The sequence below is a fragment of the Pseudoalteromonas sp. BSi20311 genome (assembly GCF_000239875.1).
GTDB lineage: Bacteria > Pseudomonadota > Gammaproteobacteria > Enterobacterales > Alteromonadaceae > Pseudoalteromonas.
In genome coordinates this window covers 1-17140 of the sequence record NZ_BADU01000084.1, presented here as the reverse complement: position 1 = coordinate 17140, position 17140 = coordinate 1, and the positions used below count along the sequence as shown (strand labels likewise).

Genomic DNA, 17140 nt, shown 5'->3' with positions numbered 1-17140 from the left:
AAAAAGAATATTAGTTGTATTATGCTACTAAAAAAAGCGAATGAGTTATTGTCACAAAACAAGCTTAGAGAAGCTGAGTTTCATTACAAAACGCTATTACAAGCAGAGCCTGACAATGGTGACGCCCTGTTTGGCCTAGGTAAGGTAGCACTGCGTTTAGAACAATTTGATGCCGCTGTGTATATACTACAACGAGCGTGTCAGCACCTCCCTTATGTATTAGAACCTTTGTATGCATTAAGTGATGCATTTAATGCAGTCAACTCCCCTGAGGACGCGCAAAAAGTACTCGAATACGCAACAAGCATTGCCACAGACAACCCAGACACCCATTATTATTTAGCTCAGCATTATTTAAACTTTGGCGAGCTCGATAAAGCACAGGCCACATTTGAGGAGTCATTAAAGCTTGGAATAGCACCGGTTACGGCTTATGTTTTATTTGAATTGGTACAATTAGGGCGCTTTAATAAAGCAAATAATTACATTGATCAGTTACACCATTTTTTAACGCAAACAAATAACCTACGCTTAAAAATGGTCTGCTACTATGCTTTAGCTAAAAGTTACGACAAGTTAGACGATACTGATCAAGCATTTAATTACTTTGTTATTGCCAATCAGCAACAACGTAAACTCAGTGAATTTAATACTGAGGATTTAATTGAGTTTTATGATCAACTTATTGAATATAACAATGAAAGTGTGCTCAATTTAGCAAACCTAAATAAGCAGTATCCTGTTACGCCCGTGTTTATTATTGGTATGCCACGAAGCGGTTCAACCCTACTTGAGCAAATGTTATCAGGGCACAGTCAATGGGCAACGCTTGGAGAAGACACCAGTATTAGTAGTAAGGTAGTTGCTTTTTTAGAACATAAAACAAGATTACGCTACCCTCAATGCTTAACTAAGCTAACAACGCCTTTAATTAACCAAGCCAGAGCTATATATTTAGATACCTTAAGTTCTTCTGGGAGCAATTGCGCATTTGTGATCAATAAACTGCCTAGCAATTACCAAAACTTAGGGTTAATTTATATTCTATTCCCAGACGCTAAGTTTATTAACCTGACTCGCAACTTTAACGCAACCGCATTTTCAGTGTTTACTAATTACTTTGCTGAAAACGAACCCTATTTTTGTGATTTGAATGAATTTACTTTGTACCATCAGCTTTATGAAAAACTGATGAGCCATTGGCAGCAATTTAACCGCTTAGCTATTTATAATTTAAGTTATGAGCAGTTAATTGAAAACCCTAAAGATCAATTAACCGCACTATTGAGTTTTACTGGCTGTGAATTTGAACAGACTTGTTTAGACTTTTACAAAAATAAAAGCGCCGTTACAACGCTCAGTAAACATGCGATTAGGCAGCCTGTAAATAACAAAAGCCTTGATAAATGGCAGCGTTATGAAGCCCCTTTACTTAGTTTGCTCTCGTTGCCTCAAACCAATTAAGCACATCTATAAATTGTTCTTGGCGTGCCTGTGGATGGGTAAGCATATTAATATGGTCGTAATCTACTTTGTGCCCAAAGCGGCGGCCATATATTTGCATTTTTTGCACCCCAGTACCTGACTCATCAATAAACTTTTGAATATCGATAGGCTGTGCCAATGCTTTATCTTTTACTGCCGCAATATGTAACGTTGGAGGAAGCGTGAGATTTGCTAATGTTTTAGCGTAATCAAAGCCATCATCACTGTCTATCCACGGATTTTTCTTAGCCCACTGCATACTTTGATAATGCGACTTTTGAGTTTCATCATCACTGCCCCACTTTAAGCGTTTTGCTGGTAAATAACCGTGTTTTTTCGCTAATATTGGCGCCATAAAATACCAAATCAAATTGGCCTGAAATAACTTTTTAGGGTGGTTATTAAATAGCGAACGCTTTGAACCAAAATAGGCACACGCTTTTACATCGTTTATCAGCTCAGGGAAGCGAGCAAACACGCTATTAAGCAACACCCCACCCCAAGAATGAGCAACTAAAAAGTCAGGTTTTTTACTCTCTAACTGTTCAATTTTTTCAATAAATGCCGGAATATCTTCAACAATCGCCTCAGTTTGTCCATACCGTGCTTGCTTACAAATAGCAGGTTTACTTTCACCACGCCCGCGTAAATCAGCTACGTAACAACAATATCCGTGTTCAGCTAAAAAAGGCGCTAACCCTTTATTGCTATGAGTGTAAAATATTTTGCCATTTTCTACCGCACCATGAATTAATAACACCACAGGCCCACTTGGCTTCTGATTGGCGATACGGCGTAAATGCAGTGTTTGATGGTCATCTAATTTAATAAAAACAGACTCTTGAGTAACTGCCAAAGCGAATTCCTTATAATTGCTAACAACTCATCCTACCAGTAATACCTGGTAAGCCAAAGGGAAAATTATGCACTTTTTCTGTCTGTATTTGTTACTATTGGCTTTTATTCCTGTTGTTAAAAAAGCCTCATGAAAGCAAAATCAACTCGTTCTAAATTACATCCGCGCAATCAACACAAAAATGGTTACGATTTTAATTTGCTTACCTCGCAAACCCCTTCGTTAACTGCTTTTTTAATTACGACTCCAGCAGGCAATCAAAGTATTGATTTTAGTAATAACTTAGCTGTAAAAACCTTGAATCAGGCGCTATTAAAAAGTCATTACAACATTAACTTTTGGGACATACCTGAGCACAACTTATGCCCACCTATTCCAGGAAGAGTTGACTATATTCATTACTTAGCTGACTTACTCAGCGAAGATAATCAGCAGATTATTCCCACTGGCCGACAAATTAAAGTGCTTGATATAGGCACTGGCGCTAACTTAGTTTACCCGCTAACGGGCAATAGCGAATACCAATGGCACTTTACTGGCAGCGACATAGACTCTGCAGCAATAAAAATAGCCAAGCAGCTCGCTCAGTTCAATAATCTAAAAATAACGCTTAAACAACAAAAAAATCCCGAGCATATTTTTAAAGGGGTGGTTAATGCGAAAGATTTGTATCATTTAACGATGTGTAACCCGCCATTTCACGCCAGTGCAGAAGAAGCCAATAAAGGCAGTGAACGTAAATGGAAAAACTTAGGCAAAACGCCTTCGCAAGCACTTAATTTTGGCGGACAAAGTAATGAGCTATGGTGTGAAGGTGGTGAGTTAGCATTCATTTCTAACATGATCAAAGAAAGCAGGGATCACAGTGACCAAGTAATTTGGTTTACCTCGTTGGTTTCTAAAAAAGAAACTCTAGCAGCCTTAGAAGCACAGCTAAAACAACAGCCTATTAGTGAATTTAAAATTGTTGAAATGGCACAAGGGCAAAAAGTCAGTCGCTTTATTGCATGGAGCTATTTTGATAAAGCCACCCGAGAACAAATTTGTGAAGAATTAGTATAAAGCCACTTAAGGACACCCCATGATAGATTTTCGCTCAGATACAGTAACAAAGCCGTGCAGCAAAATGCGGGATATTATGTATCATGCCCCCGTCGGCGACGACGTTTATGGCGATGATGAAAGTGTAAACCAATTAGAAGCTTATGCTCGATTACGTTTTAATGTGCAAGATGCACTTTTTTGTAGCTCAGGCACACAAACAAATCTGCTTGCATTAATGGCCCATTGTGAACGCGGCGACGAGTATATATGTGGCCAAAATGCTCATAACTACAAGTTTGAAGGCGGTGGCGCTGCCGTTTTAGGCTCTATTCAGCCACAGCCTATTGAAAATGAAGCCGATGGTAGCTTGTGTTTTACTAAAATTGCTGCTGCAATAAAACCCGATGATAGCCACTTTGCGAAAACGCGATTACTGAGCCTTGAAAACACCATAGGTGGCAAAGTACTCGGTATTGATTATTTACTCAAAGCACGCGAATTTGTTAACCAACATAACTTAGCACTGCATTTAGATGGCGCTCGCGCTTTTAATGCCGCTGCCGAGCTTAACGTTGATATTAAAGAAATAACCCAACATTTTGACTCTGTATCTATTTGCTTATCAAAAGGATTAGGTGCACCTGTTGGTTCATTATTGCTTGGTTCAACAGCATTGATAGCCAAAGCAAGACGCTGGCGAAAAGTGCTTGGCGGCGGTATGCGCCAAGCGGGTATATTAGCTGCTGCGGGGCAATATGCTTTAGAAAATAACACTCAACGTTTAGTCGATGACCACGCTAATGCACGTTATTTAGCAAAGCAGTTAAATAACGTGGCAGGTTTTAACGTAAACATGAGTAATACCACAAACATGGTTTACGCTACGTTTGATAACAACATAAACATCACAAAACTAGCAGCCGATTTAAAAGCACAGGACATTGTGTTTAGCCCAAGTAAGCAGCTTAGGCTAGTAACCCATTTAGGTATTACCAAAGCGGATATAGATACCTTTATTAAAGCCTTAACGGCCCATATTTAACGCGGCTTTATAATGTTTGCGGCACACCGATTCATAACGATCGTTGCCGCCAATTTCTACTTGGTTGCCATCGGCAATAGCCTCGCCATTTTCATCGGTACGTAATACGTGATTTGCTTTACGCCCACAATGACACACCGTTTTAAGTTCTATTAACTTATCAGCCCAAGCAAGTAAATATTGCGAGCCGCTAAATAACTCACCTCTAAAGTCGTTTCTTAAGCCGTAACACAATACGGGAATACCTAACTCATCGACTACATCGGTTAACTGCATAACTTGATCTTTAGATAAAAACTGACATTCATCCACGAGTACACAATGGCGTTTTTTATCACTATTGAGCGATTTAATTAGCTCGTATACGTCTTTATCCGCATCATAAATATGTGCATCTGCTTGAAGGCCTATACGTGAGGATACTTTGCCCACTCCTGCTCTATCGTCAATGGCTGCGGTGAGGATCACCGGCTCCATACCGCGCTCTTTATAATTAAACGCTGATTGTAATAAAGTGGTTGATTTACCTGCATTCATTGCAGAGTAGTAAAAGTATAATTGCGCCATGGCCGTGCCTTCAAATAAAAAGTGCGCTTATGCTACCCTAAAGTGCAGAGAATACAAATTTGGAAACGCTATTTTATTTATTTTGCTTCGTGCTCTAGTAACCATTGCTTACGCTCTAGGCCACCAGCATAACCAGTTAGCTTTTTATTTGCACCAATGATGCGGTGACACGGCACAATAATGCTGACTGGGTTTTTGCCATTTGCAGCCCCCACCGCCCTCACTGCTTTAGGATTATTTAATTGTATGGCAATATCTTTATAGGTTGCCACTTTAGCAAACGGTACGCTTTGTAATGCCTGCCATACGCTTTGCTGAAATGGCGTGCCGCCAGTATCAAGCTCTAAATCAAACTCAGTACGCGTATGAGCAAAATACTCATTAAGCTGCGCCACACAAGATAAAACATGTGAATTAGTCACCTTATTTAAAGGCGTACTGACATAACTGGTCGGTGGATAAAACCCCACATAACTAATACCGTTTTCAGTTGCCTGAATAATAATATCGTCAATCGGACTGGGTAAACTGGTTTGCACTATCATAATTGCTGCCAAAGTTGAAAAGTTAAGTAAGATCGAAATGGTGCACAGTTCGCAGATTCAAACGAGCTTGCTGCCGCTTGGGCTTTTTTAACCCCTAAATCGCCATCAAGTAAAATATCGGGTTGGCTTTGACCGCGCAGTTTTGCGTAATTAACCGTCCAAGGGCCAATTCCTTTTAAAGTAAGCCATTGGTCTAAATCATCCTCCTTGGGGTGAATAGCACAAAATTCAGCGAGATTATGCAGTGCATTTTTACGTGCCTGCGGCATTTTAAAAAAAGCAAAATCACTACCTGACACTACTTCAGGTGTTGGAAAGTACATCTTTCCCTCTTGTTGCTCCGAAAGCTGTTGCACTAATTGAGTCACTAAATTATGCGCCGCAGTTACACTCACCTGCTGACCTAACACAGCGCGAATGCCCGCTTCAAAGCTTGACCAAATACCCGGTAACCTTAAGCCTTTAGTAAGTGGAAATGCATTATTAATGTGTTCGCTTAAATGCGCCTCAATTAAATAAGTATCTGCATCTAAATCAAGTACACGGCGAATGTTGTTAATAACTGGCTGTAAATATTGCGTATTATCTATATCAATTTGCACCCGAAAATGATGTTTATCTGAAATAAATTCAGCATTAAAGCGGCCTCTACACGATTTATAAGTAAAAGTACGCCCATAACTGGTTGGCGTTAACCACTCTATTGGCTCTATAAGTCGTTTTGCTAAAAACCCATGCAATGCTTGCCAGTTATACGGTGGACGAAAAGGCAAAATTAAGGTGAGCCCAAGATCAGTTGGGTGCCTGGTAGTTCTAAGCGCTGAGGGCGCGATATTAAGTTGTTTTAAAAAAGCATCATTGAATCGTCGTACACTTTTAAAGCCTGAGGCAAACGCTATCTCGGTAAGCGGTAAGCTGGTTTCTTGAATCAATTTTTTTGCAAAATGGCATTGATTGAATAATCGATATTGAGTAACTGAAAGACCAAAATGTTGAGAAAAAAGTCGTCTTAAATAGCGACTGCTTATTCCTAAACGCGCTGCAAGTACTTCACAATCACACTCGTTAAATTGATCAATTAACTGTTTAGCGCGTAAGGCAGTGGTTTTTGCTCCCTGCCAAGCAGCACTACCTGGTGCACTATCGGGCCTGCAACGAATACAAGGCCTAAACCCTGCTTGCGCAGCAGAGTGCGCAAACTGGTAGTAGGTTACATTTTTTTCATGCGCAGTGGGCGCGGGGCAAATTGGCCGACAATAAATACCTGTGGTTTTTACCGCTACATAAAAAAGCCCATCGAAACGCGCATCGCGGCTCTGACGCGCTTTTTGCCAATGCTGATTAACCATAAATTGCTCTTATAAGTTCTGTAGCGCTTAGCTTAACAAAAACTAGGTATATTACTGGCCATATTCGGCACTAGGGTCTGTTAACCTTTGCGGATTAAAATTTGTTCAAACTAGGGGCGGTTTAATCGCGGCGCGAGGTTTGTAACCTAGTGGGCTAAGTCAAAACCGAGCAACAAAGAGTAAATCGCCCCTAGGCAGAACCCGAAGGGCAGCGCCTGTTTGGCATTGATGCTGCGTTATCGCCTATTTATGGGGAATAACCACACCACTTAGGCTCTGCCTTGCCTAAATACCAAACAGACTGCTGCAAATTTAACCTTAAAAGGTCAACAGACCCTAATCTTTGTTTGCAAAATCAATCAATGCTTGGCCCGTTAAACGATAAATAATCCATTCATTTTGTGGCTCAGCCCCCATGCTATTATAAAAATCAATCGCAGGTTTATTCCAATCAAGTACCACCCACTCAAAGCGACCACAGTCTTTGTTTATTGCTCTGTTTGCCAGCTCTTTCATAATGGCTTTACCAGCGCCATTTCCACGGCTATCTGGGCTAACATATAAATCTTCTAAATAGAGACCATTTTTACCTAACCAAGTAGAGTAGTTGTAAAAATACACGGCAAAGCCAATTGGCTCATCGTCTTGTAAACATATTAAACTATGCGCTGTTGCGCCGTCGCAAAACAGGGTGTTTAAAATGGCTTGCTCATCGGTTTTTACTGCATCAGGCTCTTTTTCGTATATGGCAAGTTCATTGATAAAGTGTAAGATTGTTTTTGCGTCACTAGGCTTTGCATCGCGAATTTCTATTGCTTTGTTCATTGTTTATAACCTTAAAAATACTGTTCTAATTTTTGTTTTAAAACGTCTAGTTGAATTGGTTTACTTAAATAATCGTCCATTCCGGCATCAATACAACGCTGTTTGTCAGATTCCATCGCATTAGCGGTCAAGGCAATAATTTTAATTGCTTTATGTTGCTCCCCTGCCGCATTGTTCCTTATTGCGGTGGTGGCACTGTAACCGTCCATGACTGGCATCTGACAATCCATTAATACAAGGCTAAAATGCCCTTTTTCATGAGCGCTGAGTATCTCTATTGCTTGCTGACCGTTCTCTGCCACTGTCACTTCGCAGCTCAATTTCTTTAACATTAAAGTGGAGACTTGTTGATTAATAGGGTTATCTTCGACCAGTAATATTTCAGCCGGTTTATCCGCTTCGTCTTTTCGCATTGACGCAATAAAGCCAGGCGTCACAAGCGGAAGAGCCTGCTTTTGCGGATTATTGGCAATAACTGAAAGCGCTGAAATTAAATCTGCCGTGGTCACCGGTTTTGGAAAATACGCTTGAAAACCTGCATCAGAGTAACGCTGCGCATCTTCCATACCCGCAATACTGGTCATCATGACTAATGGCATAGGTTGATAATTAGCATCCGCTTTTAATATTTTACACAGCTCAATACCATCCATATCTGGCATTTGCATGTCTAATACAGCGATATCATATACTTTTTGTTGGTTTTTAATTCTATTTTCACACATTTCAAGCGCTTGTTTGGCATCACTTGCTAATTCAACATGTGCTCCCCAATGCCCTAACTGCTCACTGATCACTAATCGATTTGTTTGGTTATCGTCAACCACCAAAATAGTGAGCTCATTAATATTTACATTGGGTACATAGCGCTCTTGCTCTTCCCCTTCCTCAAGTATCATTTGTGCAGTAAACACACTGCCTTTGCCTATTTCACTGCTAACACTAATGTATCCACCCATAAGTTCACATAACTGCTTGCATATAGCGAGCCCTAAGCCTGTACCCCCATATTCTCGGGTGGTTGATGCATCCACTTGGGTAAACGGGCTAAACAACTGTTTTTGTTTTTCTTTACTTATACCTATTCCAGAATCTTTTACACTTACCTTAAATTCAAGCCCTTGATCAGTCGGCTTTATCGACGCGCTGATCACCACCTCACCTTGACTAGTAAATTTAACCGCATTACTGAGTAAGTTGGTCAAAACTTGACGAATTCGACTAGGATCGCCTTTTAGATGCGAGGGCTCTACAGCAACTAAATCTAAAATAATTTCTATGCCTTTGCCTTGCGCACTCAAAGCTTGAGCCTCTGCAACATACCCAATCAGATCACGGGCATTAAAGTTAATGCTTTCTAATTCAACTTTACCCGCCTCAACTTTTGAAAAATCTAAAATGTCGTTAATAACCGCTAATAAAGAATGCGCACTTTGTTTGGCTATACCTACTTTGGTTTCTACATGTTTAGGCAGTGGCTCTAATTGGATCAGCTCGAGCATGCCTAACACCCCATTCATTGGGGTGCGAATTTCATGGCTCATAGTGGCTAAAAATTGGCTTTTAGCTACTCCAGCTTCTTTTGCTTGAACAAGCGCTACTTTTAATTTTTCAGCGGTTTGCTTACGGCGTTGAGAAACTAATGAACTGCCAACTAAAGTGGCCAAAGAGCGTAAATAGGTTTCTTCACCTTGGGTCCAATGACGTGGTTCACCAACGGTTTCTGCACATAAAATACCTAAATTACCATCACCTGTTGCGATTACCGCATCAAGCATCGATTTAACATTCAGTGGGATAGCGTAACTATCAATAAAGTCGCTGGTAGCGGCATGGGTATACACATCATCAATGGCAATTAAATTTTGTTTATAAATTGCATCATAATAGGCGGGGTATTGCTCCACACTCAGCTCACTATTTGAGTGAACATGCCCCTCACCTTTTATATATAAACTGTGGCAGAGCATTGCATCGCGTTGCTCATTAAAAATCCATACTGAGGCACGGTCAACATCTAACACCTCACACATTGATTTTACCGCCAGTAATTTTACTTTATCGACGTCGCTACTTTGCACCTCAGGAGAAACCGTAAGTGTGGCTAAGTTTTTATTATATCTATTGGCTTTTTCGCTTTCTAATTCAAGCCGCTTGTGCGCATCTATATTTTGAAACGAGCCAAAAACACGAACACATTCGCCTTCTTTAAATTCAGCTTGCCCCATCGATTTAACCCATATTTCGTTTCCTTTATGGGTGAGTATAATAAGTTCTACACTCCAACTTTGACCGGTTGTAATCGCCTTTTCAAATAGCGTCTCAATAATTTGTCGGTGCTCACCTGACTTATAAAAATTTATTGCGGTGGTAATTTCTGGCTCATAATCGCTAGGCACATCATGAATAGCTTTAACTTCATCAGACCAATATACAGCATTGGTGTTTAAGTTTATTTCCCACGCACCTATTTGCCCTTGTTTACTCATTGATTCAAGTAAGTCTTGTTGTCGAGCAATTTTCAGCTGCGCTTCGTGACGCTCAGTAATATCAAGTATAAATCCATCGAGATAAGACACGTCTTCATTGGTGTCATAAATGGCTTGGCCTTTGTCGTTGACCCAACGAGTGCAGTTATCGTTGGTAATTATTCTGTACTCTATAGACCAAGAACGATGTTCTTGTACACACTCTCTAATTTTATTTCTAACGTCAGTGCGATCATCAGGATGAATAATACTAATAAAGCTATGCTGTTGATTATTTATTAAGGCGGTAGGCTCGTACCCTGTTATTTCACTTGTTTGTTTACTCATGTAAATCATGGTCCACAACGCATCATATTTACAGCGATAAATAATACCGGGGATATTACCCACCAATGTAGCAAACTGATCGCGACTACTTTGTAACTGTTCTTGGGTAGCTTTTTGTTCAGAAATATCTAAATGTGTACCAATCATCCGCTTTGGAGAACCATCGCTATTATATTCAACCACTTTTGCGGTATCTAACACCCAAATCCAATGCCCTTGTTTATGTCGCATCCGCGCTTCGCAAACGTAATGTTCGGTTTCACCGGCAAAATGTGCCTGTAATTTTTGGTTTGAAAGTACTAAATCTTCTGGGTGTGCATACTTTTGCCACGTTTCAATACTGGTTGGCGTTAATTCACTGAGTGTATAACCGATGATCTCCGCCCAACGTGAATTAAAGGTAACCTTGCCCGAATCAATGTACCAATCCCATATGCCTACTGCGGTTGAGTCAATGACAAGTTCCAGCTGTGTTTTATGCTGCTCTAATTCTATTTCTTGTAATTTAAGCGCGGTAATATCTGTACGAATTGCAACATAACTGTGTGCCCTACCATCATCATCTACAAAAACAGCAATAGTGGTATCTACCCAATAAAAACGCCCATCTTTAGCTTTATTACAAATTTGGCCATGCCAAATTTTGTCTTTTTTAAGCGCCTCATACATATTTTTAAAGAACGCTTTAGGGTGCACACCTGAATTTAAAATACGGTGATTTTTGCCAACTAACTCGTGGTGTTCGTAGCCACTAATTTTGCAAAATTTACTATTGGCAAACGTAATCGTGCCTTTTAAGTCGGTCACCGCAACAATAGCATGCTCATCTAATGCACTTTTTTGCTGCGCTAATTGCTTTAACGCATTTTGTAATGAAGTTGCTTGTGTATGATATTGACGATGCTGGTGTTGCTGCACATTAATTAATAACTGTAACTCATGTGGTAAATGCGCAAATTCAGCATTACTGTTAAGTAATGTGGGCGTTGTACTTTCATCAGTAACATGAGTAAGTTGATGTAATGGCCTAGATAAACGTCGGTGACTCCACCCTAAAGCACTCATAATCAAAATAATCACAACTAGTACGAGAATAACGTGCATGGTTAAAAAAGGCTGAAACTCGCTAAATACCACAGGCTTAGTTACAACTAATTGCCAACTTTGGGCATTTAAAAAGTTTAACTTCGTGGTTGTTGCAGCATGTAGCTGTTTGTTTTTATCGGTATACTCAAACACCGGCAAAGCCATTAAAGATGGCTCAAAAGGCAAGGTTAAGAGTTGATTTAAGTCAGAATCGACTCCTTGAGCGTTATTTTTATAAAATATATAAAAGTCGGCTTGGGTATTTTGCATAACCTGTAATTTGAGATAACGTAATAATTTTGCCACGGAAATATCGCTAAGCAGCACAGCGTGTAATTGCTCATTACTATTAAAAAGTGGCGTTGCAATAATATGAAAGGTTTGTTTATCGACTGCAAAAGAGCGAAATACAGCTTTTTGGCTGCTATTTAGACGAGTAAAAATAGCGTTTATATCGTCACGAGTAATAGCGCTAAAATAGTTTGTGTTGAGTGATGTGAATTGTTCTGGTTTTTCTATTAACTCAATAGCATTAATATAGGGGTGTAATTTAATATAGTCATCAATTAAAGGCGACGTTAACGCGTTACTTTGTGCTGAGTCACGAGTTAATAGCTCTGCTAATTGTTGGGAGTTATTTAACCGCTCAACAAACCAAGTCTCTGCTAATTGCTTAGCTATACTACTGAGCTGGTTAAGCTTTGCAGAATCATTAAGGGTTCGACTATTTTGCACTTGCTGATGGTTTATAAAAGCCATTATAGCCAAGGGTACTAAAGCAATAACGATAAAAATAATGGCTAACTGATGTTGAATTGAGCGTGTTTTCATAATTAATTATACTAACCTACAGGCCATGCTTTTTACTTAGCCACTTTTATCTTTTCGTTATAAAGCCATTAAAGCATAAAACCCGCCTATTACAACATAACACTTTATAATCAATATTAACTTATTGTTAGATTTAGACTAATTGCGTACAAACCATAAATTCTCTTTAATAACCGCTTTAAAGTTGTCATGATGAGCATACAGAATATCAACAATAAATGGGCAACATAATATGGGGCATGAACACTCTCATAGTCATGTAGATGACAGCCACAGTGATAAACAACTCACCTTAGCCGTTTTTATTAATGTACTGCTTACTATAGCTCAAGTTATAGGTGGTGTATTTTCAGGCAGCCTTTCATTAATTGCTGATGCGCTGCATAACTTAAGCGATGCGGCAGCCATATTTATAGCGCTTATTGCTCGAAAAATTGGCAAAAAAAGTGCTGATAGCACGCACCATTTTGGCTACAAACGCGCTGAAATATTAGCCACACTTTTTAACAGTACAACCTTGATTGTGATTGGCTGTTATTTAATTTTTGAAGCAATTAGCGGTTATTTAAACCCGCAACCTATTAATGGTTGGATTATTGTGTGGGTGGCTGCAATAGCCCTATTTATTGATTTGTTAACCGCTTTATTAACCTACAGAGCCGGTGCTAAAAACAACATGAATATAAAGGCGGCGTTTATTCATAATGTGTCTGATGCAATGGCATCAATAGTCGTTATTATTGCCGGTACTTTAATCATTTTATACCAGTGGTATGTAGTTGATTTAATAGCGACCATTTTAATATCACTGTACGTTATTTATCACGGCGTATTATTACTTAAAGCCAGCTGTAGTATTTTAATGCAAGCAGCACCCATTGGTTTTGATCAGCAACTTATAAGCAAGAAATTACTGCAACAGTTTGCTATTACGCAAATAAAATCCATAAAAGCGTGGCAACTGGACGATACTACCACTCACTGTGAAATTGTGATGCAAACAGATACCCCTATTGAGCTTAATGCCATAAAACACTATTTACATGATGAATTTGCAATTGAACACTGCGTAATTGAGTGTTGTTCACCTTAGTTTGATTATACAAAGTACTTTGTAATTAAAACTGAACACATCTTTATTTTTATGCCTTGTGCAACAAAACGCAGAAGGCCTGCTAACAATAATCAACTGCCGTTACGAGCATCTATTTTTAACGCAACGTTATATCTGACCCCCTGTAGCTTGCAACAGCATATATGCAAATAAAAACAATTATCATTAACCTTGCGCTTACTTTAAATTACTCTTAATATTGCGCCCATCATTAATACAACTAAAACCATTCAAACGAAGGACCCGCATGTTTAAAACATCTCTGAGCTTAATAGCATTAATAGTCAGTGGCGCCAGTATTGCAGACGAATCAACGATCCAAAGAAATTTAAATCAAACAGAAATGGAGCACGTTATTGTTTCGGGTAGTCGTGTTTTTGAAAGTATTGATGAGGTCCCAGCTTCCATAACTATTATTAGTCAAAAGCAAATAGAAGCGCATTTAAAAGTTAATCCAGAATTACAAAGCCTTTTAGCACAAATGGTTCCCGGCCTTGCTCCAGATACTGGAAGCTCAAGTAATTCAGGACAAACTTTACGCGGGCGTGCCCCACTGATCATGATTGATGGCGTGCCACAGTCAACGCCACTGCGTAACGGATCATTAGGGGTAAAAACCTTAGATCCAAGCGCAATAGGTCGAATAGAAGTCATTAAAGGGGCAACGTCAATTTATGGTAACGGCGCATCAGGCGGAATTATTAACTATATTACCAAACAAGCACAAAGCGATGGCCAACCCCAAGGTGAAATAAGCTTATCGAGTCGTTTTAGTGCGGTAAAACTTGAAGAAAGCGCAGGCGCAAGGTTATCTGCAGCATTGAATGGTCGTGCAGATAAATTGAGTTATTTAGTGACTGCAAGCTATGAAGAAAACGGTGTACAACGCGATTCGCAAGGCGATATTCTCGGTTTACAATATGGTTTATCTGATGCCGTTACACAAAATTACTTCACTAAGCTTGGCTATGACTTTGATGATGAAAAGCAACTCCAATTTAGTTATAACTACTTCAGTTCACAACAAAAAACCGACTTAGGCGATGTTGTTGGTGATATGAGCCTAGGAGAAAAAACCTACGCCATTCATGTGCCGTCAGAATTACAAAAGCAAGGTAAACCACAAGGGCCAGAAGGCAACGAAAATATAACCTTAAAATACACCGACTACGCACTGCTTGAAAACACACAAATGACGTTAGACTTCTATACGCAAGATATAGAAAATGTGTTTTTCTTCTCTCCAAACCTTGCCAATCCTGATGAGAATTATCAAGGTGGTCAATCAGTTATAAGTTCAGAAAAAAAAGGCGCCAGAGCAACTTTTAATACCCAGGTGGACTTTGACTCAGTTGAAGCGTCATTTATTTACGGAATTGATGCGTTAAATGATGTAACTGCACAACCGCTGGTTGATGGGCGTGTTTGGGTGCCAGAAATGGACATGAAAAGTGTCGCGGGCTTTTTACAAACTAAGTGGGTTATCGCTAATGACTTAATAATAAAGGCCGGTGTACGCAAAGAAAATATCGACCTTAGCGTAGATGATTATCGCACGCTTAAATTATGTAAAACGGCCACGCAATGCTCTGTGCCAATTAGCGTAAAAGGCGACACGGTTGATTACAATGCTACGACCTATAACGTGGGCATTAAATACAATCTAGATGAAAAATTCAGCCCCTTTTTAAACTACTCACAGGGATCTGATATATCAGATATTGGCCGCCTACTTCGCTCTGCCACAGTAAATGATATAGGCCTTATTCAAACACAGGCTTCAATTATCGATAATTATGAAATTGGTTTTAATTCTCAATTTGATGCAGTTCGTTTAGAAGTCGCAGCATATCGAAGCACCTCTGAGCTTGGCACTACAAACAAATTTAATGAAGTAACGGGTGTTTATGAACCGGTTAGAGCACCTCAAGAAATTTGGGGTTATGAAGCCTTAGTAGACTACACCATAAGCCCATCTCTTAAATTACTGGCAACTTATAGTTATGTAGAAGGTGAAAATACTGAAGCAGATATATACTTAGGCTCTAAGCAAATCAGCCCACCAAAAGCCACAGCCAATCTTAACTGGCAACCTACGGATGCCCTATCATTAACATTAAGTTACTTGTATGTGGGTGATAGAAAGCGCTTTGAGCCTAATGATAATGGTAAATATGTTGGCGATCAGGGACCTGTCGATAACTACACGGTTTTTAATTTAAGTGGTCAGTATCAGTTTGCAGACAACTGGAAAAGTTTTATCGGGATAGAAAACCTATTTAACCAAGACTACTTCCCTGCCCGTGCGCAATCTTACACCTATGGTGGATACAACATTAAAGGTTTAGGTACAACGGCCACAGTGGGTGTTACTTATCAATTTTGATCACTTACGCGTTCATACTTTTACGGTATGAACGCGCTTATACCCTCAACTAACTTGCTGATCTAAAATACAAATAACAACCTGTCCGTTTATTAACCAGCAATGCAAACTTAAACGAGAATCAAACTCAATATTAACCATATGATTTATAAGTAAATTACTTGCAATTCTGTGCCTATATACTAGACTAGCCACAATTAGAATTTTTAGGATAAGCGCTATGAAAGGTAATCAAAAAGTAATCGACGCCTTCAATACATTGTTAGCTAACGAATTAGCTGCTATTGACCAGTATTTTATTCATTCTCGTATGTACGACGATTGGGGCTTAAACAAACTTTATGAGCGTCTTAACCATGAAATGGAAGAAGAAAAAGACCACGCTGACTGGCTAATTAAACGTATTCTTTTTTTAGAAGGCGTACCAAACATGACCAAACGTCGTGACCTCTTAATTGGTAGCGATGTAAAAAGCATGATGCAAAACGACTTAACTTTAGAACTTGAAGTGGTTGAGTGTGTTAAAGACGTTATTGCCATCTGTGAACAGCAGCAAGATTATCAATCTCGTGAAATTCTAGAAAAGCTATTATTTGATACCGAAGAAGATCATGTTTACTGGTTAGAACAACAACTAGGTCTAATTGACAAAATTGGCACTCAAAACTATCACCAAGCTCAAATGGGCGAATAAGGACTTATATTATGAAAGGCGATAAAGACGTTATTGCAGCACTAAATAAAGTACTTGCTAATGAGCTTGTGGGTATTAACCAATACTTTTTACATGCACGCATGTTTAAAGATTTTGGTTTTAGTAAACTAGACAAAGCTGATTACAAAGTATCGATACAAAAAATGAAAAACGCCGACCGTTTAATTGAGCGTATTTTATTTTTAGAAGGCCTGCCTAACCTTCAAGATTTAGGACGCTTACGCATTGGTGAAAACAGCGAAGAAATGATTGCCGCTAACATGAGCTTTGAACTTGATACAGTAGATGAGCTACGTGCTGCGATTAAACTAGCTGAAAGTAAAAAAGATTACATTAGCCGTGAAGCGCTCGATAACATTTTAAATGAGCAAGAAGAGCAAATTGATTGGCTAGAAACACAGCAACTACTGATCAAAAACACTGGGCTTGAAAACTACTTACAATCGCAACTGTAAGTTAAAGTTATAAATACAAAAAAA

The 17140-nt window shown here is 39.3% G+C and carries 13 protein-coding genes; 7 read left to right on the top strand and 6 right to left on the bottom strand.

Features of this window, described 5'->3' with window-relative positions; translation table 11 throughout:
- Positions 1-21: 21 nt before the first annotated feature.
- Complete coding sequence (locus P20311_RS09795) at positions 22-1464, top strand: sulfotransferase (RefSeq protein WP_008112287.1); 1443 nt, start codon at positions 22-24, stop codon at positions 1462-1464.
- Here P20311_RS09795 and P20311_RS09790 read toward each other — a convergent pair.
- The gene (locus tag P20311_RS09790) at positions 1433-2341 is read right to left on the bottom strand and encodes an alpha/beta fold hydrolase (protein WP_008112284.1); all 909 of its coding nucleotides are present in this window, start codon (positions 2339-2341) and stop codon (positions 1433-1435) included. The two genes, P20311_RS09795 and P20311_RS09790, sit on opposite strands and share 32 nt — an antisense overlap.
- Positions 2342-2470: 129 nt before the next feature.
- On the opposite strand from P20311_RS09790, the gene rlmF reads away from it, so the two are divergent.
- Positions 2471-3403, top strand: a complete 933-nt coding sequence (gene rlmF / locus P20311_RS09785; protein ID WP_008112282.1) for a 23S rRNA (adenine(1618)-N(6))-methyltransferase RlmF — start codon at positions 2471-2473, stop codon at positions 3401-3403.
- Between the two features lie 19 nt (positions 3404-3422).
- Complete coding sequence (ltaE, locus tag P20311_RS09780; protein ID WP_008112280.1) at positions 3423-4427, top strand: low-specificity L-threonine aldolase; 1005 nt, start codon at positions 3423-3425, stop codon at positions 4425-4427.
- Here ltaE and P20311_RS09775 read toward each other — a convergent pair.
- The 5 genes from P20311_RS09775 to P20311_RS09755 form a co-directional block, all read right to left on the bottom strand.
- On the bottom strand, positions 4410-4994 hold the full coding sequence (locus tag P20311_RS09775) for a thymidine kinase (protein WP_008112278.1): 585 nt from the start codon (positions 4992-4994) through the stop codon (positions 4410-4412). The genes ltaE and P20311_RS09775 overlap by 18 nt on opposite strands.
- A gap of 77 nt (positions 4995-5071) precedes the next feature.
- Entirely contained in the window at positions 5072-5539 is a 468-nt protein-coding gene (locus P20311_RS09770; protein ID WP_008112277.1) for a methylated-DNA--[protein]-cysteine S-methyltransferase, read from the bottom strand.
- The gene (locus P20311_RS09765) at positions 5536-6888 is read right to left on the bottom strand and encodes a DNA-3-methyladenine glycosylase 2 family protein (protein ID WP_008112274.1); all 1353 of its coding nucleotides are present in this window, start codon (positions 6886-6888) and stop codon (positions 5536-5538) included. Before P20311_RS09765 ends, P20311_RS09770 begins: the two co-directional genes overlap by 4 nt.
- Before the next feature lie 336 nt (positions 6889-7224).
- Positions 7225-7713 (bottom strand): GNAT family N-acetyltransferase, encoded by a 489-nt coding sequence (locus tag P20311_RS09760; protein WP_008112272.1) that lies wholly within the window; start codon positions 7711-7713, stop codon positions 7225-7227.
- A gap of 11 nt (positions 7714-7724) precedes the next feature.
- Entirely contained in the window at positions 7725-12446 is a 4722-nt protein-coding gene (locus tag P20311_RS09755; protein WP_008112270.1) for a PAS domain-containing protein, read from the bottom strand.
- A gap of 232 nt (positions 12447-12678) precedes the next feature.
- Between P20311_RS09755 and P20311_RS09750 the strand changes: the two genes are divergently transcribed.
- The 4 genes from P20311_RS09750 to bfr (P20311_RS09735) all read left to right on the top strand — a co-directional run bounded on the left by P20311_RS09750 (position 12679) and on the right by bfr (P20311_RS09735) (position 17116).
- Positions 12679-13539 carry a cation diffusion facilitator family transporter gene (locus P20311_RS09750; RefSeq protein WP_008112269.1) on the top strand — a complete coding sequence of 287 codons (861 nt, stop codon included), beginning with the start codon at positions 12679-12681 and terminating at the stop codon, positions 13537-13539.
- A 268-nt stretch (positions 13540-13807) separates the two neighbouring features.
- A complete protein-coding gene (locus tag P20311_RS09745; protein ID WP_008112267.1) occupies positions 13808-15946 on the top strand; it encodes a TonB-dependent receptor in 2139 nt (712 codons plus the stop codon).
- Positions 15947-16166: 220 nt separating this feature from the next.
- The gene (bfr, locus tag P20311_RS09740) at positions 16167-16640 is read left to right on the top strand and encodes a bacterioferritin (protein ID WP_008112265.1); all 474 of its coding nucleotides are present in this window, start codon (positions 16167-16169) and stop codon (positions 16638-16640) included.
- Between the two features lie 11 nt (positions 16641-16651).
- Positions 16652-17116 (top strand): bacterioferritin, encoded by a 465-nt coding sequence (gene bfr, locus P20311_RS09735; protein WP_008112262.1) that lies wholly within the window; start codon positions 16652-16654, stop codon positions 17114-17116.
- Positions 17117-17140: the final 24 nt, after the last annotated feature.